Here is a 22,141-nt window from a genome sequence, read left to right on the forward strand (position 1 = left end):
CACTCATTGTATGTATGGCTTTAACTTCAGCCTCTAACCTTACTTGCTCTGGTGTCGGTGTCGTATCCCGTATAGCCCAGTATTTATAGCTGCTACGATGCACATTAAATACACTACATAGCACACTAATTGGGTAACGCTCTCGTTGATTTAATTTCTCAATTAACGAGAATTGTTCAGGGAGTCGGACATCAAGAGAGCGGTAGCCTTTTTTAATATATCCTTTTCTAATTCAATGCGTTGGATTTGCTTTTTAAGTTCACGGATTTCAATTTGTTCGGGTGTCATTGGTGAAGCCAATGGTGACTGGCCATTACGTTCTTGCTTTAATTGAGCAACCCATTTACTTACGGTTGATTTACCAACACCCATCGCTTTGGCTGCTTCTTCTTGTGTATAACCTTGGTCAACTACAAGTTGAGCCGTTTCTAATTTGATTGCAGCGGAGTACGTTGCACGGTTTAATTTTGTCATTTTTTTCACCCAAATTTGTATGCAAATAGCATAACATTTCTTTCTTAATGGGTGACCAAAATTACTCTACCACTACANAATGGGTGACCAAAATTACTCTACCACTACATCTGGTTGATAAGGTTGAATGGGATATAAAAAAAGATATGCTACAAAAAATTCGAGAGCGAGTTTTTGTTTACGAGTTACATATCCCCAAGCACATCGAATTTGATAGCCTAGATAAAATTGCATTACATGTACTTGTTACAGACGATGCAAACTGCCCTATTGCAACAGGTCGGCTGTGTACAGATGGCTTAATCGGCAGAATAGCTGTATTACCCGAGCACCGTAATCGCAAAGTATATAAATCGCTTCTCAACTTTATTGTTGAATTAGCGTCAAACCAAGGCATTGAAGAAGTTAGCATTAATTGTATTTTAAATGAGGTAGAGCGTTTTAAGCGAAATGGCTTTATTCAGCAAGGAAATGTTTTTATGGAGGCGGGAATTCCTAGACAGCGTATGCAATGCCCTGTTTCAGCATTTAATACAACCCCCTTCACACTTGTCCATTAGATAAAGAAAAGGGCAATAAATATGCTATCACCCTATACATTGTTACTTAACCCAAACTGTAGCTACTTTGGTTCATTAGCCCACAGCGGTTCATTATCATACATTTCGTACAAGCCATGTGCTCTATTTATAAGTAAGTTAGCAAAATCTACCTGCGTTTTATCACGCGCGCCTGTACTCATAATTTGATCCGCTTTTAATTGCCACTGCAATGAAAAATAACGCATTGCATCGCGAGCATCTGTAGCTGCACTTACTTCAGCATGATCTGTAGGTAAGCGCCCTGTTACTACCCAATATGTTTTACCGTTTTGCGCTTTAAATTTCCACATTGCACAAAGTGGTGCTAAAAATCGGCTGTCTTTATCAACTACTGATTTTGGCATAATGCCCTTTTCGGCTAAATGTTTTTGCGCTGCTTGAAAACATTCGCGTTGCCACTGCATTCTTTGCTCATCAGTTATAACTTGCTCTTTTGCTGTTAACGGCTTTTTTTCTTGTTGTTGCATTTTTAATAACCTTTTACTTCTTTTTTAACACTCTAAGGGCTTAGTAAATAAGGTGCAAGTATAAAACGGTCATTTGCACCTTAAAGCGCTCTGTTTGCTGTGTTTTTAGCCAAACTATTATTTTATATTGTGATCAAACGAACCTACATCACCCGGAAAAACTACTGGAGACTCAACACCGCCTTTACTAACAGAGGCTACACCAAAGTAATAATTATCAATCACTACGTTTTTAAGTGTGTACTGTGAAACCTTACCAACGTATTTACTAAACTGCCATTGCGGCTCGCTCGTGTAACGCCAATAAATTTTATAGCCAGCAATATTTTCATCACTGCTTTCTTGCCATGAAAACGACGTATCAGCTGTAACAGCGCCCTTTATTTTAACTTCTTTTGGCGGTGCGGGTGCCCACGCCATAGACGCCATCGTTACCGCATTAAGTGAAGTTAACTTAGCCGTATAATCAAAATCAACACCTTCAATGGTATCGCCATACTCAACACCATTTTCAGTGCGTAAATCTTGATGCTGACGATCGTAGTGCTCGTTAGTTTCCATAATACGCACCGCTGCAAAACCTGCATCATTAAATGGACGATGATGCCCACCACGGCCAAATCTATCTAATCGATATACAAGCATTGTATCTAAATTAGGAATGTATCTGTCAGCAATAGTATCTATGTAGCGAGCTAAATTACGACTCGCAGAATCGACTTCACCACCTGTAAAGCGCCGAGTATTAGCTTGCTCTTTTGTTTCTACAACACGGGTACCTTCTGAAAATATACGTGCAGTCGTGTTATTAGTTACCCCATTAATACCGGTAATATTGCCAATCATATCGTTGTTTAAAACGCCATGAACTTGCCAGTTATGCTTTTGTGCATAAGCCGTTAATATTTTACCGCCAAACAAACCTTGCTCTTCGCCCGAAAGCGCCGCGTAAACTACCGAACCATTAAATTTGTATTTACTTAAAACACGAGCTGCTTCTATTACTCCTGCCACGCCCGATGCATTATCGTTAGCACCCGGTGAATCACTCGTAAAGTCCATAACATCACTTACACGTGAATCTATATCACCCGACATCATCACCATGCGATTCGGCTCGCTCGACCCACGTTGAATAGCCACTATGTTAACCACTTCAACAGGATTAGGAATGCGTTTTTCGCCCGATATAGTGTCCTTTACTTCAATAATTTCCAGACAACCACCACACTGCACAGATATTTTTTCAAATTCTTTTTTTATCCAACGCCTAGCCGCACCAATACCTCGCGTATCCGATTTAGTTTCTGAAAGCGTATGGCGAGTACCAAAATCCACCAGCGTTTGAATGTCACTACCGATACGGGTAGCCGACACTTCACTTGCTATATCGTGTAACTTTTGTTGGTCGGTATATTGTGATTGCGTTTCACCATGTGCTGATAATGCAAGTGTGCAAGCGCCTGCAATTGCAGTAAATTTGAGTAACGTTGTTGTGATTTTCAAAGGTGTTTTAAGCATCTATTAGCTCCTAATTATTATAGTGTAACCATTACTTAACTAAGATTTTATGGCAATACATTTGAGGTAGATGTAGAAAGGAGCACGCTAAAGCGCAGTTATAGTAATACTTAGAGAGTTAATTGAGTCGTACAATCAACATAATACCTGTCATAGGAATTAACCCAAACATCCACAGCTTTATTCCTAAAATATATTTTTTAAAGCTCCCTTTATTTATACAAGATCTAACTCTACTTCTATAACCGTTAAAATCACCCAAAATTAAAAACACAATTCCAATTACGATTGCGTAAAATAGAGCACCAATAAGTAAAGGGTTTTGCTTAAAAGTACTGATTATTTTATCTAAGTAGTGAATGTCAAACGTCATAGCTAAAAGAAAACTATATACAGTAGATATCATAGCTAACAATGCTGCAGCATTTATGGCCGTATTTTTATTTCTTGAGTCTAATTTTTTCATCCACTGAGCACACACAAAATGAACAGCGCAAATAAATGTTCTCATTTTCAATCCTTGAATAACGTCTAACTAATTAATTGCTAATACAATATTATATTTTGAGGTTAAATTACAAACCTTGTTACACAATAATCTATTAAAAAATGTGTTTTTCGTGGCACACTGTCATTGTTTATATATTAATAGTTTAAGTTATGCGTCAGCTAAAAGAAGATACAATTAAAAGTAATCTTATTGAGTCGCAGCAAAGTGCATACGGCCCCGTATGCGTGTATCAAAATAAAGAATACCGTTGGTTAACGCTTGCACAAAAAGCCAATGAAGACATTACAATTCAGGGCGTTATGAACCTTATACACCCTGAGCAAGTAATAGTACCTGTAAACCAGTGTATGATGTTATTTTTACTTAAACCGGTAGATACACTAAATATATTAAATTTAGGCTTGGGCACTGCAGGGTTTGAGCGAATTATGTATCACTTACAAAGTAATACGCCTTACATAAACACCATCAATACATTTAACACGGTAGAAATAAACCCAAGCATTGCCTTAATTGCTGCCCAGCACTTTAAGTTACCAATTAAGCACAGCACCTATTTACAATGCGCCGAGCAATATATTACCCAATGCACTGATCACTTTAACGTAATCACTATCGATATTTTTAGTGGTGAATATCACCAGCCTTTTTTAACCAGCGATAGCTTTTGGCAAAATATAAATAGCTGCAGTGAGCAAAATACGCAAGTAATCATTAATTTAAACCCACAAACAGGCCAAGAGCTGCAAATGCTTTTAGTACTTTTAAGGCAACATTTTCAGTGCTTAGCGATAATAGAGTTTAACGAATACAAAAATATAGTGATCATACTAAGCCAGCAAACATTAATGCATATAAACGTTGATGAAATACAAAACTCACCGGTGTTTATAAACTTTGCGCCAGACCTTTATAAAAGTATTAACAGCATTTACCACATTGAATAAAACGCGTTACCGACCAGGTTCATGTTTTTCATAGCACGGTAAGCTTGTTTCTAACTTCTCCCAGTTAGCTTTAGACGTAACAAAATTATGCGATAAAACCTGCTCAGTAATATCGCTATCAAATATTCCTAAACGAATTCGTATTCTACTTTTGTCATCATTATTGCGACTATAAACCGGCGAGCCACAACATTTACAAAAGTAACGAGTACGCCCCACTTTAAAACTATACTCGCTAAGTAGAGCCTGCCCTTTAGTTATTATGAAGTCATCTGTATTTACAAAGCCATTGGTTGCAAATGCAGTCCCGCTGTTTTTTCTGCACAGTGAACAATGACAATGGATAATGCTGGTTATACTACCCGACACCTCAACATTTACCTCACCACACAAACACGAACCCGTATACATAAAACGTCCTAATAATTTAAACTCAGCTAAAGCTTGCCGAGCTGATTGAATGCAAAGGTTATATTACATTTTCAAGCTCTATCAAACCATACCTATTGCTTTAATGATTGACATAAAAACATTGAATTGGTTACATAACCTTTACTTTAAAGTTATAGCCAAAACGATAATTGGTTAACCAAAAACACCTAAACTTACTGAGATCCAATTATGCATTTTAAACACACGTTACTTTTATGTTTGTTAAGCACGCTAGCGGCGTGTTCAACCATTTCTGAAAACACGTCGAGCGATTGGCTACTTATTGATGATTTTGAAAACTCACTTAGCAAGTGGCAGAGTGTCGATACGCAAAATGAAACTAAACCACAGGTTAAAAACCCACAAATAACGGTTATACAATCAGAACAAGCAACTGTATCTGCAACTACATCCACAAATCATTATTTACTAAAAAAGCCTGCACGCGATGGTATTGTCGGCAATCGCAAAGCGCTTTCTTATACAAAGCTTCCACAAGCGGTTGAAGTTGGTCAAACCTACACATTTTATATGCGTATAAACGTGGCTGCTTTTCCTAATAACCATGCTTTTGGGTTAAGCAACCTTACGCCAGAGTTAATTAATAAACATGCGTACGATGCGTTTGAACCAACACTTCGCGTAACCGATAAAACAGAATCAAACGGGCTTGTAAACGATGGCGCATTAATGGTTAAAACCGACAGCGGGTATAGCAACATTCAAAACTACACTACCAAACAATCGGCCAAGCCACTGCAAACAAATACCTGGTACGACGTATGGTATGTTGTTAATAACGCAGCAGCCTCAGAGCAAGGTCAGCAATATGATGTTTACGTAAAAGGTGGTGAATTTAGCAAGCAAACACTGGTGTATAAAAATGCACAATTTAGAATGAAGCGCAAACAACCTCTTATATATTTTTTAGCAAACTGTAATACAGGCCCAATTAAAAAACCTTATGGTAATGGTGGTCTCAGATACGACGATTTATATATGAGCAAAGGAATAAACCTAAATAATCCAATGCTATAAAAATAAATAAAGCACTTTTTATAGTATTAAATTATATTAATAATGCTCTACCATATTCACAATTAATACATTACAAACCTGCATTTAAAAATACTTAAATGGTATGATACCCACCATTATTTGCCATTTAAGTTTTTAAAATGTATCGATTATTTGAAAAAATGACAAAAGCATTTCCTGAGGATCAACCTACTCAGCCGCCTTCGACTTTATTTGCTTTTTGTCGTCACTACACCAAAGGAATGGAATTGTCGTTGGTGCTAATGTCAATCAGTGCCGCCATGCTCGCTATTTTAGAGGTTTCTTTATTTAGCTATATGGGGCAGCTTGTTGATTGGTTAACGGCCTACACACCCGAAACCTTGTTTGTAGAGCAAAAATCAGAACTTATCAAAATGGCTGTCATGCTCTTACTGGTATTGCCCGTAGTCGTATTTTTTCATTCTGCTATTTTGCACCAAGCATTGCTGGGCAATTACCCTATGTCGATTCGCTGGTTAGCGCATCGTTATTTACTGCGCCAAAGTGTGAGCTTTTATCAAAATGAGTTTGCAGGAAGAATAGCCACCAAAGTATTGCAAACCTCTTTAGCCGTTCGCGAAACAGTGACCAAACTACTCGATGTATTAATGTATATCGTGGTTTATTTTGGCTCAATGGTATTTTTAGTTGCCGAAGCTGATTGGCGCTTAATGATCCCTTTACTGGTTTGGTTAGTTTTATACATTTGCGTACAGCTTTATTTTGTACCGCGCCTTAAAAGAATTGCCAGCTCACAAGCCGATGCGCGCTCAGAAATGACCGGCCGAATTGTTGATAGCTACACAAATATTTCTACTATTAAATTGTTTTCGTATACCCAGCGTGAAGAGCAATACGCAAAACAAAGCATGGATGTATTTTTACAGCCTGTGTACAAACAAATGCGCTTGGTAACCAGCCTAAACTTTGTTATTCAAAGCTTAAATTATTTATTAGTATTTTCGGTTACCGCAGTATCACTTTATTTATGGTCACTTAGTGCAATTAGCGCAGGTGCCATTGCAGTTGCTGTTAGTTTAGCGCTTAGATTAAACGGTATGGCGCAGTGGATCATGTGGGAAATAAGCAGCTTGTTCGAAAACATTGGCACCGTAGCCGATGGCATGAAAACACTGTCTAACCCTATTGAAGTTGCCGATAAACCAAATGCCGATACGCTTAACGTAAGCCAAGGTGCCATTGAGTTTAACAACGTACACTTTAATTACGGTAAAGCAGCAAACGAGACTAATCGCAGCCCAGTAATGGACGGTTTAAATTTAAACATTAAGCCTGGCGAAAAAATTGGTTTAGTCGGCCGCTCTGGTGCAGGTAAATCAACACTTGTTAACTTGTTACTGCGTTTTTACGATACCGACTCAGGAACAATAAAAATTGATGGGCAAAACATCACAGACGTAAGCCAAGAAAGTCTACGCCGCTACATAGCGATGGTTACGCAAGACACTTCCCTGCTTCATCGCTCAGTAAAAGACAACATTTTGTACGGTCGTCCCGATGCAACACAAGACGAAATGATCAACGCGACCAAGCAAGCTAAAGCACTTGAGTTTATAAACGACTTAGTAGATAGCAAAGGTAACAAAGGCTTTGATGCACAGGTAGGCGAACGCGGTGTTACACTTTCGGGCGGACAGCGCCAGCGTATTGCTATTGCTCGTGTACTTCTTAAAAACGCTCCAATACTTATACTCGACGAAGCCACCAGCGCACTCGACTCAGAAGTAGAAGCGGCAATTCAGGCAAGTCTTGATGATTTAATGACAGGCAAAACAGTAATCGCGATAGCGCACAGGCTCTCAACCATTGCACAAATGGATAGATTAATTGTACTTGATGATGGCGGCGTAGTTGAGCAAGGCACTCATGAAGAACTAATCGCTAAAGGCGGGATTTACGCCGCTCTTTGGACTCACCAAACGGGTGGGTTTATAGGCGTCGATTAGCCATTAATATTACCTTACTGTAGACGTGGTTTATATTCTGCTGCTACCTAAACAAAAAAGCGAAGATGCCTTAAAGGCTCTTCGCTTTTTTGTTTAAAGTTATAAATAGAGTTTATAACTTTTTTATAAATTAAGAGATTAGTCTTAACCCTATCATTATCAGCATAACCACATTAGCAAGCACACCAATTAAAAAGAAGTAACTACGTGGGCTTGGGTTTTTCTCCGTTGCTATAGCGTAGTACAGCGCCATGTGAATTAAACGCGCAATTAAGTACACCCAAATACACATTGCAAAAATCGGGCTTTGATAATTAATTACAAACGCAAATAACACCGTACCTATAAATAATGCGCTGTTTTCAAGCGTATTATGAAACGTACGATGCGCTCTAAATATAAAGCTATCGTGCGATAAATCCTCGTCAATTTTACCTGGTACAGCATTTGGCTCTTTAGCTTTGCTAAACGTAGCCACAGCCCACTGTACAAGCAACATAATTAAATAGAGGTAAAATGCCAAATAGGCCGAAAGTGCAACTTCAGTCATTACTAAATCCCTTATTTTGTTTTTTAACTTAGTTTAGAGTGCAATTTTAAAGCCTAGGTTAATACACTGATATTTAAAGGGTTAATTTAATAAGCCTAATTACATATGTAAGTAACTCACGGCGTTGTATAAAATTTACTTGTTATGATTTTAAAAATAACATCAAAACTGAGCTGTATACTGCTGGATTTACTCTGATCTAAAAAGCTTAAACTCTTCAAACGCACAATCCCACAACACAACTTGATTACGACCCAAAGACTTAGCCTCATAAAGTGCTAAATCAGCCTGTTCAATTAACTCAGAAGGTGTTCTGGCTTTAAATTTAATAGACGTAACCCCAAAACTACACGTAACAGGAATATTATCAAATATCGCTTTTTCTACTTTAATACGAATAGCTTCAGCAATACGTATTGCTTGCTCTTGAGTCGTGTTGGGTAAAATAATACAAAATTCTTCGCCACCAAAACGGGCAACGCTATCGCTCGTACGTATATTAGCTTGTAAAAGACTGGCAACGCCACAAAGTACGGTGTCGCCAATGCTGTGCCCATAAGTATCATTAACGCTTTTAAAATGGTCAATATCGACCATTAAAATACAATATTCTTCAATCTGAGGTAAATCCAAAAAGTCGCGATTCATAATCTCAAATAAAATGCGGCGGTTATAACAATTGGTTAAAGGGTCTCTCGCGGCCAAATAGTCTAACTCTTCATTACGTTTTTTAGAGGCAATAAAGCTTCGATAAACCAATAAAACAATAGCTAAACAAGCGGCTAATAAAAATGCGAGCGCAATACTCGCGTATTTGTTTTTTGCAAGCTCTAGCTCTGATATAACCCTAGCTTGGCCTGATATTTCAATTTCATTGTTTTTCTTTTCAAGCTCAAGTTGATGGAGTTTTTCTTTTTCTCTTAACGTCTCCAGCTCTATTTCCATTTTGTGAGAATGCAAATGTGCTTTTTCAAGAGCAAGCTTACTTTCGTCTCTTTCGTATTGAATGATTCCGGTCAGGGCTATTTCTTCTTCCGCGTAACGTAGTGATTCATTTATTCGTCCACGCTGTTTTTCTGCTATTCGAATTTCACGATAAGCGTATAGCATATGTAACTTATCATCTATTTCGGTTGATAAAGCGAGTGACCTTTTTAGTAAAGAAATCGCCTCATTTGTATCAATACCAATTAAAATCGCCGCAAGCGCTGTTAGCGACTTTATCTCATAAAGCTTACTGCCCGTTTCTCTGGCGAACGACAACGACTCTTTGTAATACTCTATAGCCTTGTTTTTATTCCCTTGGGCACGATAGATATTAGCAATAATACGCGCTGTTATAGAAATGTAGGATGTAAGATTTTTGGTTTTATAAGTTACGTAAGCTTTCTGAGCAAATTTCATCGCTGATTCTAAGTCGCCAGACTCATAGTTAATAACAGCCATTTCTCTTAAGGCCGACGCGAGCGTTTTTTCCTCGACCACACCTTTTGGTAAATCAATGGTTATTTGATAGAAAATCTCGGCCTGATCAAACTGCTTTAATCGTGTGTATAGCAGCCCCATTTGATTGGATGTTTTAGCAATCCCAAGCACGTTATTTACTTTTTTATAATATAAATATGCCTCATTTATATGCTTAAGTGATTTTTCATAAAGGTTGATATGTCGATAAATAATACCAGCACCTAATAATGCTTTAGCCAAGCCAACAGGATCGTCAATGTCTTTATGTATTTCTAATGCACGAGTGCTGTAATCAAGGGCTAAAACTAAGTTGTCTAAATAGCGCTGCGCTTCTGCTAGTGTATTTAATGTACGCGCCATCAACTTTAAATCATCTAAATTAGTATATATCTCTAAAGCTTTGGTATAAAAATGAGCTGTTTGCTCTCTATTTTCAAGGCGCTTATACGACTGAGCTAATTTTTTATACGTTTCACCTAACTGTTTTTGTATTTGTTCGTCTTTATTTACAAGGTATTTTAAAGCAGATGAATATTGCGTGATCGCGTCATTGTATTTTTTTTGTTCATAAAACGAATCCCCCTTTGTTAGGAGTACTTGTGCTATAAAAAACTCATCGCCATACACAAGCGTTGTTGGTAATAAAGTTTCAATGCGGTTAGCAAGTTCGTCATAACGTTTTTCATCTGATAATATTTTTATATAATTAATAGACGCCTTTATTTGGTTGCGTGAATCATTTAATTTACTGTAATAAGCCGAGGATTGTGAAAAATGATGAAGCGACTCATTAATATTGTTATTTTTTTTATTCGCTTTACCTAATAAGTTATGTAATTTTGCGCTGAGTAACGTGTCATCAGCACTTTGCGCTTGTAACAACAACGCCTTACTTAGTTCGATACTTGTTATAACGTCAGTATCCATAAGTAATTCGGCTCTTTTTAGCAGCCCTGCATTAGATTCATTGATTAAACTGTATGAGGTGGTTTCTTGCGCGTAAGCGCTACTTAAACTAATAAACAAAGCAAAAAGCAAAGCTTTCACTAACAATTTAGAATTATAAATTCGATTTACGAAGAAAGTGTGTACTTGCGAAGTTAAGTCCATCTTTCGCGTGTGATACGAGTAAGTGTAAAATTCCATATTTACCATTTTAGTGATTTGTTATTAATTTAATGCAAAAATTCTGGCGATAAAATATACACATAAAGACTGCAGGTCAAGTTTCGCTGCAATATGGGTAATTGTTAATTTATGATTTTAGCATAATTATGCATATTGCAGCTTAATTCTTTTTTAGCTTAATCGTACGCTGTAAGTTATTAAATGAGAAAACCTAGCTTCTTAGTTTAAGGGTAACCAATACAACACCGTGGTCGGTAGTTAAATCATCACGATCGTACTCGGGGTTTATTAAGTGCCTGTCGTAAGTGTTATAAGCGCTTACTTCAAAAAAGCTGTCATCGTAACTAGCGTCAAACTCACACGACAATAAAATGTAATCAAGCACAGAGCTGCTCGCCCCATAATAATGTGTCGGCGGCCTTAACGGTGCAGGCTTTGTTATATTTATATTTTTTACTTGGCTTTTATCCGCTGAATCAATAATCTCGCTGTTATTGCTATCACAATCACTTTGTACATCGTTTGTTATTGCTTCATCGCTAATCACTTCATCATTACTTAGCTGCGACTTAACAAACAAATCCCATGAATCATTTAGACAATATTTAGCGAGGTAGGTTTTAGCATCAAACGCAGGTGCAAAGCGTAGCGTACTCGTCAGTAAATGGCTTAATACGCCATCCGCAAGTTCATTATTGAAGTCCCCCATTAATAGCATGGGTTGTTGCGTAGCTTCGCGGCGAGTAATCATTTGTATCATTAGCAATGTAGCTTCACTACCACGCTGAATAGTTGAGCCCCAACCACCCGCTACATTCGCTTTTAAAATCTCAATTATGTTTTGCTCGGGCGCTAGCTCTTTGTTGTGTTCATCAACATTAATCATCGGGCGCTTAGATTTAAAATGCACCACATAACAATCAGTATTGCCTATGTGAGGTAAAGTAACGGTCGCTCTCAATACCTTACGACTAAAAGTAAACTCACTATTAAGGCCAAGCGTACTTGCGAGCTCACTATCGTGTTCAACCGCTGCTACCTCAACTATGGGATATTTAGAGGCAATTGCTACCACGGGACGTTTATAAATAAAATCATCAATCACCTCTGGCGTATCAACTACAGCAAAGTAATTATAACCTTGCTCAGCAGCTAGCTCTTTTAACGAATCAATACTAAACACCTCCTGAAAACCAATCACATCAGGCGCATGTTCTGTTAAGTAATCAACAATCCAACGCTGCTTTTTAGCCCACTGCTGCGCGGTATAAATTTTCTCAAACTCATAGTATGCATTGGGTGGCACAAGGTAGTTAAACAGGTTAAATGTGGCTATTTTTAGTTGGGTGTTAATAATTACAGATTCATCACTATTTAAATCTGTATCTAACTGTTTAAGATCTTGATTACTGATGGGTATCGCCTAAGTAAAGTTGAAAATGTTGCTTGCTTATAAACTATCATTTTATTACATGTTTACGTAATAAATCAGCCAGCTTAATAACAATTTTATACAGTCTTTTAATTATGTATTTATTATATCCCTCAATAAATAGCATTAACGCGCCTAAACAGATAAAATTCGCGACAATTAAATATGAGCAAAGTGAAGTTGTAATGAGTAGAAAGATTGAACTATTAGCCCCAGGCGGTGATGTAAACGCGGTAAAAGCCGCCATTGTAGCCGGTGCTAATGCGGTTTATTGTGGGTTAGATACCTTTAATGCACGTAACCGAGCGTCTAATCTTTCGTTTGATGAGCTTAACGGTGCACTTCGCCTAGCCCATGAATACGGCTGTGAGATTTTTTTAACGCTAAATGTAGTTATATTAGAGCACGAAATGGGTGCGCTATTTAAGCTATTAAATCAGCTAGTAAATACCACGCTCGATGGCATTATTGTGCAAGATTTAGGGTTGTTCAATATAGTTAAAAAGCACTTTCCTACGTTGCATATTCACGCATCAACTCAGTTAACCACGCATAACGAATCACAAGTTGAGTTTTTAGCGCGCATTGGCGCTACACGTGTAAATTTATCGCGCGAGCTTAACTTAACTGAAATTAAAATACTGACCGACGTAGCGCATAAATGCGATGTATTAACCGAAGTGTTTGTACATGGTGCTTTATGTATCGCGTTTTCGGGGCAATGTTACTCAAGCTCGGTAAGTGTGGGTAACTCGGGTAACCGTGGTCGCTGCTCGCAAGCATGTCGTGACGAATACGAGCCAACGGCCATGGGTAACAAGCATCCGTTAAACTTAAAAGATAACTCAGCTTATTTTGATTTACCAGAGCTTGTAGCCGCAGGTGTTGACTCGTTAAAAGTAGAAGGCCGCATTAAAGGCGCTAACTACGTACATACGGTTATTGATAGCTGGCGCAAACAGATAGACACGTTTGTGCAAACCGGTAACCTAATTGAAGACGACTCAAGCTTGTATAAAGTATTTAACCGTAACTTTACTAATAAGTTTTTAACCGGTGACATGACCAGAAACATGTTTACCGATAACCCGCGCGACCATAGCTTTGATCACGCTAACGAAAAAAACAACGCAATTTCAGTGGTGCAAATTTACGATGCACAGCAAGAGCTTTCTACTCAAAAAAGTGAAATTGATTCGTTAGTTAAAAAGAAAATTGAATTTTTAGATATTTCAAAGCGCGAGCTTCGTTTTGAATTTTCAGGACAGTTAAACCAGCCATTTACTGTAACGCTGGTTATTAATGATAAAAACGATAGTTCGTTAATAAATGAAAGCGCAAATTTAAACACTGAGCAACCTCAGCGCTTTGAAGTGCAATCGCAAATGGTTATGCATACCGCTGATAAATCAGTTGTTGATATTGCTGCCATTGATAAGCGCTTTAAAACGTTTAGTAATGCCAATTTTGAAATTAAAAATATGGATTACTCAAACCTCGACGATAACTTAAGCATTCCGTTTAAAGAGCTAGCGCGCATTAAAAAGCAGGTAGCATTTTTATTAAACGAAGGCAAAGACGTGATAGCCCCTGTTGAATTACCTAAATTGGTGAATCACGAAAAAGCCGAAAATAAAACGACTCTCTCTGTTTTAATATCGGACATAAAAGACGCTCACTTATGTGATTTAACCGACGGCGATGTTTACTTTAAATTACCTGAGAGCTTTAGAACCGATAACGATAAATACATAAATGTATTTTTAGAACATCCGCAGTTAATTCCGTGGTTTCCAGCTGTACTAATTGGTAAAGATTTTGAAGAAGCTGTACGTTTACTCGAGGTTGTAAAACCTAAACTTATTATTAGTAATAACACAGGCGTAGCATACAAAGCAGTGCAAATGGGTATTGACTGGATTGCAGGCCCGTTACTAAACACCACAAACTCTTATGCGTTATTAACGCTACAAGAGGATTTAAATGCTAAAGGCGCGTTTATTTCAAACGAGATTAACAAACAGCAAATGCGCAGTATTAAACGCCCTAACAACTTTAAAATGATGTACAGCATTTATCATCCAATACTAATGATGACCAGCCGACAATGCTTTTTCCAGCAAACCGTAGGCTGTAAAAAGCCACGTATTGATGCAAGCTGTATGCTGAGCTGTAAAAAAGAAACAACCGTTACCAATGTTAAAGGCATTAGCTTTGCAATTGATAAACAAAAAGGCGGCTACCCGAGCATTTATAACCACGAGCAATTTTTAAATATGGATATTGTGACCGATTATGCCGACAAGTTTGACGAGTTTATGATTGATTTAACCGACATTGGCTCAGGCGATAAAGAAAAACTCGATAAAGCCGTGTTACTTGCGCATTTTCAGGATTTAATTAGCGGGCAAACACAAGCAGCTGATCAGTTAAATCACATGGTAAAAGTAAAAACACGTCAGCAATATGTTGAAGGCTTAAACAGCTAAGGTAAGTATTAAAATGACATTGCCATTATTATATTCATTACAACACTGCCCATATGCAATGCGCGCACGAATGGGTATTTTAATGGCAGAGCAACACGTGTTACTACGCGCTATAAAAACTAAAAATAAGCCAGCGCATCTTTTGCAAATATCGCCAAAAGGTACAGTGCCTGTTTTATTATTGCCGAATAATCAAGTTATAGATGAAAGCCTAGACATTATGCTGTGGGCTTTAAAGCAAAATGATTCGCATAATTTACTGCATACTCAAGACCCATTAGCACTTGAGCGCATGCTTGAATTAATTAAGCTAAACGATACGCAATTTAAACCGGTGCTCGAAAAGTACAAATTTTATGCTCGTACAAAAGACATGGCACAAATTTATTACCAAAAAGCCTGCGAAGAGTTTATTAAGCAATTTGAAGCAAAACTAACCACCCATAAATACTTAATGGGCAATGAAAAAAGCCTAGCCGATTATGCTCTGCTGCCATTTATTAGGCAGTTTGCCCGCGTAGATAAACACTGGTACTTACAAAGTGAATACACGCATGTACGCGCATGGTTAAACGAATTTTTACACGCCCCTATGTTTACCAAAGTTATGACCAAATTTGATTTGTATATGGACTGCGGCGAAGAGTTTTTATACGGCGTTAAAAAATCTTAACTTAGCCTTTGTTTTATAGAAATTTTATTGTCATAGCCAACTACAAAGCTAAGCATTGAATTATTCTCATCATCGGATTTAAGCCCTTTATTTACGCTATACTGCCCTCCCCATTACTAACAAACGCTATGCATTATGAACTACTCAAACTTTGGCACTAAATTCACACAACCCAACGGCATTACTCAGTTAATGGAAGATTTAGGCGGTGCTAAAAACAGCAACAATCCTAATATTGTTATGCTGGGTGGCGGTAATCCCGCATTAGTACCACAAGTAAATGAGGTTTTTTTAAGTGAATTACAAAAACTCGTTGCCAGTAACAAGGTATCGCAGGTATTTGGCCTTTACGACGGCCCGACTGGTAACGACGAGTTTAGAGCTGCATTAGCAGGCCAGCTAAGTAAAGAGTTCGCATGGGATATTAGCGCCGATAACGTAGCACTTGGTAATGGCAGCCAAGCTAACTTTTTTGTATTGTTTAATATGTTGGCAGGCGAAATGCCGGATGGCAGCCATAAAAAGATTTTATTTCCCCTTGCGCCAGAGTACATAGGTTATGCCGATCAAGGTTTATCGGCTGATATGTTTGTTGCCATAAAGCCTGATATCGAAATTTTAAATACAGGTAGTGCATCAAAACAGTTTAAATACGTCATTGATTTTAAAGCAGTTGAAAAAGTACTAGCAAACGACAGCAGCATAAGCGCACTGTGCGTCTCACGCCCTACCAATCCAACAGGTAATGTAATTACTGACGATGAAGTAAAACACCTTGATTTGCTCGCTAAGCAATATGGTATTCCACTCATTATTGATAACGCGTACGGCGATCCGTTCCCAGGTTGTATTTACACCGACGCAAATCTAACGTGGAACTCAAACATTATTTTGTGTATGTCACTTTCAAAACTTGGCCTACCGGGTTTACGCAGCGGTATTGTGGTTGCACACAATGAGATTATTAAAGCAATTGGCCGCGTAAATGGCAGCATGGTGTTATCGCCAAATAGTATTGGTCCAAGCTTAGTGACACGCTTAATTAACGACAACGAACTACTCCCACTGTGCCGCAACGTTGTACTGCCCTTTTATCGTAATAAAGCACACATAGCGATTGAGTTGTTTGATGAAGTATTTGCCGAATTGCCTGTTTATTTGCACAAAGTTGAAGGCGCATTTTTTATGTGGCTGTGGTTTAAAGATACAAAAATGACAAGCGAGGTGTTGTATCAAAAGCTTAAAGAGCAAGACGTGTATGTGATCCCAGGTCACAACTTTTTTATCGGCATTGACGACAGCTGGGCGCACAAGCACGAGTGTATTCGTATTAACTATGCTACCGATGCAGATACCCTAAAAAAAGGCTTAGAAGCGATTAAAAACCTAATAAAGTAAATATACTGATGCCGATATTAATATCGGCATAAGTCATTTAACTCGCTTATATATTCGTTTAAAATTAATGCAAACGCACTGTACCCCCTTTAAATTTATATACAAGTTGGTATCCTACGCGCCCTTTTTAATAGCAATTCGCTTAATTAAGTGATCTATTCTGAGGTGAGAAAATCGTGTCGATAACCAGGCAAAAATTTCGTTATTTAGTTGTTATCACTAATTGCTCCTGCATTGCTCTGCATCCATGCAGTCGTATATCAGAAATTTTTAACGCAGTTAGCGTCATATTTAATCCCTCAAATTGATTAAGTATTATTGCGGGTTGGTATAACATATGCTTATTAAAAAAGAACCAGCCAAGGGGCGATAATCGCTGCAAGGCACTTACTGTAAGTGGCAGCAATAACACAACAGGCATCGCGTATAATTTATTGATTTTAAACGTTAGATGTAACTTTAAATAGCAACATGCAATAGCACTATTAAGGTCAATTATGCGATTAGGACCAGGACTACTCGTCACCGCTGCCTTCATTGGACCAGGGACCATTACTACCGCCAGCGTGGCAGGTGCAAACTTTGGTTTTGCACTTATATGGACGTTACTGTTTTCAGTAGTTGCCACTATATTATTACAATCTATGGCGGCGCGCCTTGGCGTTGCTACCGGGCAAGATTTAGCTCAAGCACTCAGAGCACATATTCAAACGCCTTTATTTAAATCTTTAGCTATATTTTTAGTCATTAGCGCCATTGGCGTGGGCAGTGCAGCTTACGAAGCGGGTAACTTAAGTGGCGCTAGCATGGGATTAATTGAAATATTCCCTCAAGTTAACTCCCAACTATGGACACCACTTATTGCTTTTTTAAGTGCAGCTTTACTTTATAGCGGTAAACATAAAGTGGTTGAAAACGCGCTAATTTTACTCGTTATTTTAATGAGCTTAGTGTTTATCTCAACACTTGTAATGGCCGCGCCTTCACTGGGTGATGTATTTGCTGGTTTTATTCCTAGTATGCCTGAGGGTTCGATTACAACCATACTCGCTTTAGTTGGCACTACCATTGTGCCGTACAACTTATTTTTACACTCCGGCGTGCTCGCTGCTAGACACGACAGTAATAGCGATATGGAAAAAGTGATCAAACAAACAAATGTTGATACAGGCCTATCAATCACCTTAGGCGGTGTGATCACTTTAGCTATTTTATCTACAGCTTCAGTCGCATTTTATGGCACCGATGCGGGGCAAATTAGTGCGGCTAACATGGCCGTGCAGCTAGAGCCATTGCTTGGTGACGCCGCTCATTACTTTTTTGCTATTGGCTTATTTGCTGCAGGTTTAACAAGCGCGATTACAGCGCCGCTTGCCGGTGCTTATGCTGTGTGTGGCATGTTAGGGTGGTCAAACGATATGAGTAACACGCGCTTTAAAGGCGTTGCTATTGTTATTTTATTGTTTGGTGCTGCTGTGGCGTCACTCGGTTTAGACCCTGTCGCGGTAATTATATTCGCGCAAGCGGCTAACGGGTTATTACTCCCTATTGTTAGCACCTACCTTGTATGGCTGGTTAATCAAAAAGGGGTTATGGGAAACTACACTAACTCTTTGGTGTTAAACCTGGTAACCCTACCCGTTTTAATCCTAATTTTTGGGCTAAGTAGCTACAAACTAATTAGTTTAATTTTTTAATTCAACTCTAAAAACCATATTTAAAGGCCGCTGTTTACAATAAACAGCGGCCTTTATTTATTAATCACTAAATAACGTATAAGCCGTATTTATATTCACACATCTAACACGATTTTTGGGTTTTAGTTGCCTTAACTAATTGCGAAAACGCAAAACCACCTACCGCGCCTGCAAGCAGTTGAGCATAAAAACCCCAGCCTCTTGCGCCCGCTATAATATGAATATTCATAATTGATTCAATAGCAATTAACACAATAGCAAATGCCACAATGCCAGCAATAACAAATAGCTGAGTACTGTATTTTTGAACCTTTTTATTAAGCTTTGCGGTAACAAAAAAAGCGATGGCAAGTGCTACGGCAATAATAGCGCCGTAGGTAGGTAATAGGCCTAACCAATCATCAAGCGTTAAACTAGCACGATCACTAAAGCCCACCACTACACCTACATTAACTAATTGATTGACAACGTATTGGCTATGAAACAAGCTAGCAAGTGTGAATGTAAGTAACCAAGAAACTAAAAATGAAGGCAATATACGTGTTAAAAACGACATGGTTATCTCAACTTAAAATAAAGCTTTTCTCTTATGCAAGTCATGCTAGCAAAGGCTTGCCCCGTAAACAATGTATCTCTTTTTTTACTTTGCTTTCGCTTTTTTCGTTTTCTGTTAATGCAGATGCTACGTTACCAAAGGAGCAATACAGTACAAAAACACTGGCTACGCAATTACAGTCTCCGTGGAGCATGGTTGAACTACCAAACGGCACATGGCTAATTACAGAGCGTGATGGCCACGTAGTTATAGTTAAAAACAACGTGCAATCAAGAGTAAAATTAAACCTAACAGGTTTATACGTTGCAGGCCAAGGTGGTTTACTCGACATTGTATTATCACCAGATTATAACAACTCCAAAGAAATTATTTTTACTTATGCCCAAGGTGATGCAAGCGCAAACAGGCTTGTTGTTGCCAAAGCCACGTTTAATGGCACTGACTTTTCAAAGCCTAACGTTATTTATAAAGTAGCGACTGATAAAAACACACCGCAACATTACGCAGGACGCGCCCTTGTCCTACCCGACAATACGTTATTAATTTCAACGGGCGATGGGTTTGACTTTAGAGAGCAAGCACAAGTTATCACCAGCCAACTTGGTAAAATATTACGTATAAACCTAGATGGCACCATACCAACAGATAACCCATTTATTAATCACAAAAACCCAAATGCACATGCTGTTTACTCACTTGGTCATCGTAACCCTCAAGGCTTAGTTTATGATTACGATACGCAGCAAATTGTTAGCAACGAACACGGCCCTGCAGGCGGTGACGAGCTAAACTACTTAACCGCTGGGACTAATTATGGCTGGCCGGTAATCACCTATGGCAAAGATTACTCGCAAGCGCGTATTTCACCATTTACCGAATATAAAGGCATGCAAAAACCAAGTGTTAATTGGACGCCATCAATAGCGCCATCAGGCATGGCGTATTACGGGTCTAAACATACCGCCTTCCCTTCATTGCAACAACATGTGCTTATCACTACTCTTGTTGATAAAAAGCTCTACAGCGTTAACCTGGCCAATGGTGAATTTACGCAGTCTCACGTATTTCCTAAGGCTGCAGGCAGGTTAAGAGATGTGTTTATAACTGATAAAGGTAACGTCGCGGTATTAACTGACGGTAAAGAGGCAAAGCTAATGTTGATGACATCAAATTAATTAACAAAGGGGATAAGAGCCGCTGCGCTTTTAAAGTAAGTAGCGGCTTTCAATAAGCCACTTTGGTTAATTAAGTAATTTGATCAGTAAGATCAGGGGTTAACCCCTTTAGTTTTAAGATTAAGGTGAGCGTCTTCATTATGTTATTAATAACGTTCTTGTCTCCAATTGCCTTTGCATATACTTACTGTGCTTGTTATTTACCCGATTCTAATTGCTGTCTCAATAATTCAATAAGTTGAGTGTTAAGCCCGGTAATTTCTGCTTCTAGTACCCTCACTTTAGCCTGCGACTCTTCATCATCTTTACTGCGTAATAATGCAGTTTCCTGTAATAGTTTTTCTATCTTTTCTTGTATTTCAGCAATCTGTTCATCAATAGGATCTTCTTCTGATTGTGATGCCTGACTTGCATCTTCATTGCCTGATAATTTACGTAACGCTTCACGATTTTGATCTCCCAGACTTTTTTCTTTTCCTTCTTCGGATATATCCACTTGGTCACTTTGAACCGCTGCTTTGTGCACAGTCGCTTTTTCGGTTACTTCATCGGCTACCAACTTTAAAATTTGTTTTTGCGGGTAAGTTTCTAAAGGTTTAGAGGTTATGTGAACTGACATTTTATCCATTTTAATATTCCTTGTTCCGTCAATTATTAGCGACCAGTGGTTAACTATAAATATAATGCTTTACCAAAAGCCAATTGTAATAGCCCTTGTTTGATTCTTTATTAAATTACACTTCACTCACAAGCTTGCCCATTGCTTTTTTAAACCAACAAGGTGAACAATACCAAAAGATAAACAAATAATAGAACTCCAAACCCAAAACTCAGGCGAACGCCCCATAGGGTTATTTATTAGAAAGAATCCAGCAACACCACGAGCTAAATAAATAAAAGTTATTAACACAAGAGCTAGGCGGATGAATGGAAGTTTAAAAATAACACCTGCGGCTGAAAATGCATACAATGACCAAGTTGATAGAATCAGAACAATTACACTAGTAATAAGAGTTGGTTTAATACTTCCTTGCTCAGAAAGTAATGCCATTTGCTCTCCTGCACCGAAGAACCGATACCAAGAACCTCCAAAATAGATACAACCCAAATGCAAAGTTGCTACAACAGCACTTAATGTACCTGCAATTATTAGAAAAACATTCATAGAGCGATAAAACCTCCGTGAGACATAACGAACCTGTAAATTAGCTGGTTTATTTATCTTGATAAACAAACCATAGCCGGGTTTCTACCTGGGTACAATCGATTGTTGAATGTTTACGCGTGATATCAAAGCTCGCATTAAACTAGACAGCCACTCCAATTGTAAATTAATCTGGCGCTAATGGTGAGTTTACGCAGTCTCACATATTCCCAGAGACCGCAGGACGATTAAGAGATGTGTTTGTAACAACTGAGGAAAATATAGCTATATTAACCGATGGGGAAGATTCAAAGCTTATGTTGGTGATACCGAATTAATTTACATGAAATAACCAACAATAAAGCTAATGGCCAAAGGAAAACCTCATAATACCATCATCAAATCATTGACGTTTAAGTGGACACGAATACTATTTAGGTGCTGGAAAACAC

General features: G+C 38.3%; 19 protein-coding genes and 3 pseudogenes. 11 read left to right on the forward strand and 11 right to left on the reverse strand.

The genetic code is table 11. The annotated features are described in order from the left end of the window. Positions 1-474 (reverse strand): annotated as a pseudogene (locus I6F43_RS19480) (transposase); the annotation flags it as partial. A 146-nt stretch (positions 475-620) separates the two neighbouring features. On the opposite strand from I6F43_RS19480, the gene I6F43_RS19485 reads away from it, so the two are divergent. Next, positions 621-1,034: a GNAT family N-acetyltransferase gene (locus tag I6F43_RS19485; RefSeq protein ID WP_197103657.1), complete on the forward strand. Its 414-nt coding sequence runs from the start codon at positions 621-623 to the stop codon at positions 1,032-1,034. 62 nt (positions 1,035-1,096) lie between these two features. Here the strand turns inward: I6F43_RS19485 and I6F43_RS19490 are convergent, their stop codons facing one another. The 3 genes from I6F43_RS19490 to I6F43_RS19500 form a co-directional block, all read right to left on the reverse strand. Continuing rightward, positions 1,097-1,543 carry a DUF4826 family protein gene (locus I6F43_RS19490; RefSeq protein ID WP_007580192.1) on the reverse strand — a complete coding sequence of 149 codons (447 nt, stop codon included), beginning with the start codon at positions 1,541-1,543 and terminating at the stop codon, positions 1,097-1,099. A 117-nt stretch (positions 1,544-1,660) separates the two neighbouring features. Beyond that, positions 1,661-3,064, reverse strand: a complete 1,404-nt coding sequence (locus tag I6F43_RS19495) for a M28 family peptidase (RefSeq protein WP_197103659.1) — start codon at positions 3,062-3,064, stop codon at positions 1,661-1,663. Positions 3,065-3,182: 118 nt separating this feature from the next. Further along, complete coding sequence (locus I6F43_RS19500; protein ID WP_024589167.1) at positions 3,183-3,575, reverse strand: hypothetical protein; 393 nt, start codon at positions 3,573-3,575, stop codon at positions 3,183-3,185. 149 nt (positions 3,576-3,724) lie between these two features. On the opposite strand from I6F43_RS19500, the gene I6F43_RS19505 reads away from it, so the two are divergent. Continuing rightward, positions 3,725-4,522: a hypothetical protein gene (locus I6F43_RS19505; protein ID WP_197103661.1), complete on the forward strand. Its 798-nt coding sequence runs from the start codon at positions 3,725-3,727 to the stop codon at positions 4,520-4,522. 6 nt (positions 4,523-4,528) lie between these two features. Here the strand turns inward: I6F43_RS19505 and I6F43_RS19510 are convergent, their stop codons facing one another. After that, positions 4,529-4,933 (reverse strand): GFA family protein, encoded by a 405-nt coding sequence (locus I6F43_RS19510; protein WP_197103663.1) that lies wholly within the window; start codon positions 4,931-4,933, stop codon positions 4,529-4,531. Positions 4,934-5,143: 210 nt separating this feature from the next. Here I6F43_RS19510 and I6F43_RS19515 point away from each other — a divergent pair, with 210 nt between their 5' ends. Together I6F43_RS19515 and I6F43_RS19520 are read left to right on the forward strand one after the other, a co-directional pair. Then, positions 5,144-5,992, forward strand: a complete 849-nt coding sequence (locus tag I6F43_RS19515; RefSeq protein WP_197103665.1) for a hypothetical protein — start codon at positions 5,144-5,146, stop codon at positions 5,990-5,992. Between the two features lie 140 nt (positions 5,993-6,132). Further along, on the forward strand, positions 6,133-7,980 hold the full coding sequence (locus tag I6F43_RS19520; RefSeq protein ID WP_197103667.1) for an ABC transporter ATP-binding protein: 1,848 nt from the start codon (positions 6,133-6,135) through the stop codon (positions 7,978-7,980). A gap of 130 nt (positions 7,981-8,110) precedes the next feature. On the opposite strand, the gene I6F43_RS19525 is transcribed toward I6F43_RS19520, so the two are convergent. From I6F43_RS19525 to I6F43_RS19535, 3 genes are all read right to left on the reverse strand, one after another. Further along, positions 8,111-8,530 (reverse strand): MAPEG family protein, encoded by a 420-nt coding sequence (locus I6F43_RS19525; protein WP_002963227.1) that lies wholly within the window; start codon positions 8,528-8,530, stop codon positions 8,111-8,113. 189 nt (positions 8,531-8,719) lie between these two features. Beyond that, positions 8,720-11,107 (reverse strand): tetratricopeptide repeat-containing diguanylate cyclase, encoded by a 2,388-nt coding sequence (locus I6F43_RS19530; RefSeq protein WP_197103668.1) that lies wholly within the window; start codon positions 11,105-11,107, stop codon positions 8,720-8,722. Positions 11,108-11,336: 229 nt separating this feature from the next. Further along, a complete protein-coding gene (locus I6F43_RS19535) occupies positions 11,337-12,446 on the reverse strand; it encodes an endonuclease/exonuclease/phosphatase family protein (RefSeq protein ID WP_101216253.1) in 1,110 nt (369 codons plus the stop codon). 296 nt (positions 12,447-12,742) lie between these two features. On the opposite strand from I6F43_RS19535, the gene I6F43_RS19540 reads away from it, so the two are divergent. The 4 genes from I6F43_RS19540 to I6F43_RS19555 all read left to right on the forward strand — a co-directional run bounded on the left by I6F43_RS19540 (position 12,743) and on the right by I6F43_RS19555 (position 18,814). Further along, positions 12,743-15,046 carry a peptidase U32 family protein gene (locus tag I6F43_RS19540; protein ID WP_197103670.1) on the forward strand — a complete coding sequence of 768 codons (2,304 nt, stop codon included), beginning with the start codon at positions 12,743-12,745 and terminating at the stop codon, positions 15,044-15,046. A gap of 13 nt (positions 15,047-15,059) precedes the next feature. Further along, on the forward strand, positions 15,060-15,719 hold the full coding sequence (locus I6F43_RS19545; RefSeq protein ID WP_197103672.1) for a glutathione S-transferase: 660 nt from the start codon (positions 15,060-15,062) through the stop codon (positions 15,717-15,719). 135 nt (positions 15,720-15,854) lie between these two features. Then, on the forward strand, positions 15,855-17,117 hold the full coding sequence (locus I6F43_RS19550) for a valine--pyruvate transaminase (protein WP_197103674.1): 1,263 nt from the start codon (positions 15,855-15,857) through the stop codon (positions 17,115-17,117). A gap of 497 nt (positions 17,118-17,614) precedes the next feature. Beyond that, positions 17,615-18,814, forward strand: a complete 1,200-nt coding sequence (locus tag I6F43_RS19555) for an Nramp family divalent metal transporter (protein ID WP_197103676.1) — start codon at positions 17,615-17,617, stop codon at positions 18,812-18,814. Between the two features lie 103 nt (positions 18,815-18,917). On the opposite strand, the gene I6F43_RS19560 is transcribed toward I6F43_RS19555, so the two are convergent. Beyond that, positions 18,918-19,370 (reverse strand): hypothetical protein, encoded by a 453-nt coding sequence (locus I6F43_RS19560; RefSeq protein ID WP_197103678.1) that lies wholly within the window; start codon positions 19,368-19,370, stop codon positions 18,918-18,920. Between I6F43_RS19560 and I6F43_RS19565 the strand changes: the two genes are divergently transcribed. Beyond that, a complete protein-coding gene (locus I6F43_RS19565; protein ID WP_197103680.1) occupies positions 19,355-20,545 on the forward strand; it encodes a PQQ-dependent sugar dehydrogenase in 1,191 nt (396 codons plus the stop codon). The two genes, I6F43_RS19560 and I6F43_RS19565, sit on opposite strands and share 16 nt — an antisense overlap. 196 nt (positions 20,546-20,741) lie before the next feature. Here I6F43_RS19565 and I6F43_RS19570 read toward each other — a convergent pair whose 3' ends face one another. Together I6F43_RS19570 and I6F43_RS19575 are read right to left on the reverse strand one after the other, a co-directional pair. Next, entirely contained in the window at positions 20,742-21,173 is a 432-nt protein-coding gene (locus I6F43_RS19570; RefSeq protein ID WP_197103682.1) for a hypothetical protein, read from the reverse strand. A gap of 117 nt (positions 21,174-21,290) precedes the next feature. Further along, positions 21,291-21,710 (reverse strand): hypothetical protein, encoded by a 420-nt coding sequence (locus tag I6F43_RS19575; RefSeq protein WP_197103684.1) that lies wholly within the window; start codon positions 21,708-21,710, stop codon positions 21,291-21,293. A 176-nt stretch (positions 21,711-21,886) separates the two neighbouring features. Between I6F43_RS19575 and I6F43_RS20205 the strand changes: the two are divergent. Continuing rightward, positions 21,887-22,027: pseudogene (locus I6F43_RS20205) on the forward strand (PQQ-dependent sugar dehydrogenase); the annotation flags it as partial. A 32-nt stretch (positions 22,028-22,059) separates the two neighbouring features. Beyond that, positions 22,060-22,141: pseudogene (locus tag I6F43_RS20335) on the forward strand (Mobile element protein); the annotation flags it as partial.

Origin of the sequence: Pseudoalteromonas sp. NZS71_1, from assembly GCF_015864305.1 — a bacterium.
GTDB lineage: Bacteria > Pseudomonadota > Gammaproteobacteria > Enterobacterales > Alteromonadaceae > Pseudoalteromonas > Pseudoalteromonas arctica.

What these genes read in the sequence shown, in the direction of transcription:
- I6F43_RS19495 (WP_197103659.1), bottom strand. Translation starts at nt 3,064, where the DNA reads ATGCTTAAAACACCTTTGAAAATCACAACAACGTTACTCAAATTTACT.
- I6F43_RS19530 (WP_197103668.1), bottom strand. Translation starts at nt 11,107, where the DNA reads ATGGACTTAACTTCGCAAGTACACACTTTCTTCGTAAATCGAATTTAT.
- I6F43_RS19575 (WP_197103684.1), bottom strand. Translation starts at nt 21,710, where the DNA reads ATGAATGTTTTTCTAATAATTGCAGGTACATTAAGTGCTGTTGTAGCA.
- I6F43_RS19485 (WP_197103657.1), top strand. Translation starts at nt 621, where the DNA reads ATGCTACAAAAAATTCGAGAGCGAGTTTTTGTTTACGAGTTACATATC.
- I6F43_RS19550 (WP_197103674.1), top strand. Translation starts at nt 15,855, where the DNA reads ATGAACTACTCAAACTTTGGCACTAAATTCACACAACCCAACGGCATT.
- I6F43_RS19515 (WP_197103665.1), top strand. Translation starts at nt 5,144, where the DNA reads ATGCATTTTAAACACACGTTACTTTTATGTTTGTTAAGCACGCTAGCG.
- I6F43_RS19520 (WP_197103667.1), top strand. Translation starts at nt 6,133, where the DNA reads ATGTATCGATTATTTGAAAAAATGACAAAAGCATTTCCTGAGGATCAA.
- I6F43_RS19560 (WP_197103678.1), bottom strand. Translation starts at nt 19,370, where the DNA reads ATGTCGTTTTTAACACGTATATTGCCTTCATTTTTAGTTTCTTGGTTA.
- I6F43_RS19510 (WP_197103663.1), bottom strand. Translation starts at nt 4,933, where the DNA reads ATGTATACGGGTTCGTGTTTGTGTGGTGAGGTAAATGTTGAGGTGTCG.
- I6F43_RS19570 (WP_197103682.1), bottom strand. Translation starts at nt 21,173, where the DNA reads ATGGATAAAATGTCAGTTCACATAACCTCTAAACCTTTAGAAACTTAC.
- I6F43_RS19500 (WP_024589167.1), bottom strand. Translation starts at nt 3,575, where the DNA reads ATGAGAACATTTATTTGCGCTGTTCATTTTGTGTGTGCTCAGTGGATG.
- I6F43_RS19555 (WP_197103676.1), top strand. Translation starts at nt 17,615, where the DNA reads ATGCGATTAGGACCAGGACTACTCGTCACCGCTGCCTTCATTGGACCA.
- I6F43_RS19525 (WP_002963227.1), bottom strand. Translation starts at nt 8,530, where the DNA reads ATGACTGAAGTTGCACTTTCGGCCTATTTGGCATTTTACCTCTATTTA.
- I6F43_RS19490 (WP_007580192.1), bottom strand. Translation starts at nt 1,543, where the DNA reads ATGCAACAACAAGAAAAAAAGCCGTTAACAGCAAAAGAGCAAGTTATA.
- I6F43_RS19505 (WP_197103661.1), top strand. Translation starts at nt 3,725, where the DNA reads ATGCGTCAGCTAAAAGAAGATACAATTAAAAGTAATCTTATTGAGTCG.
- I6F43_RS19545 (WP_197103672.1), top strand. Translation starts at nt 15,060, where the DNA reads ATGACATTGCCATTATTATATTCATTACAACACTGCCCATATGCAATG.
- I6F43_RS19540 (WP_197103670.1), top strand. Translation starts at nt 12,743, where the DNA reads ATGAGTAGAAAGATTGAACTATTAGCCCCAGGCGGTGATGTAAACGCG.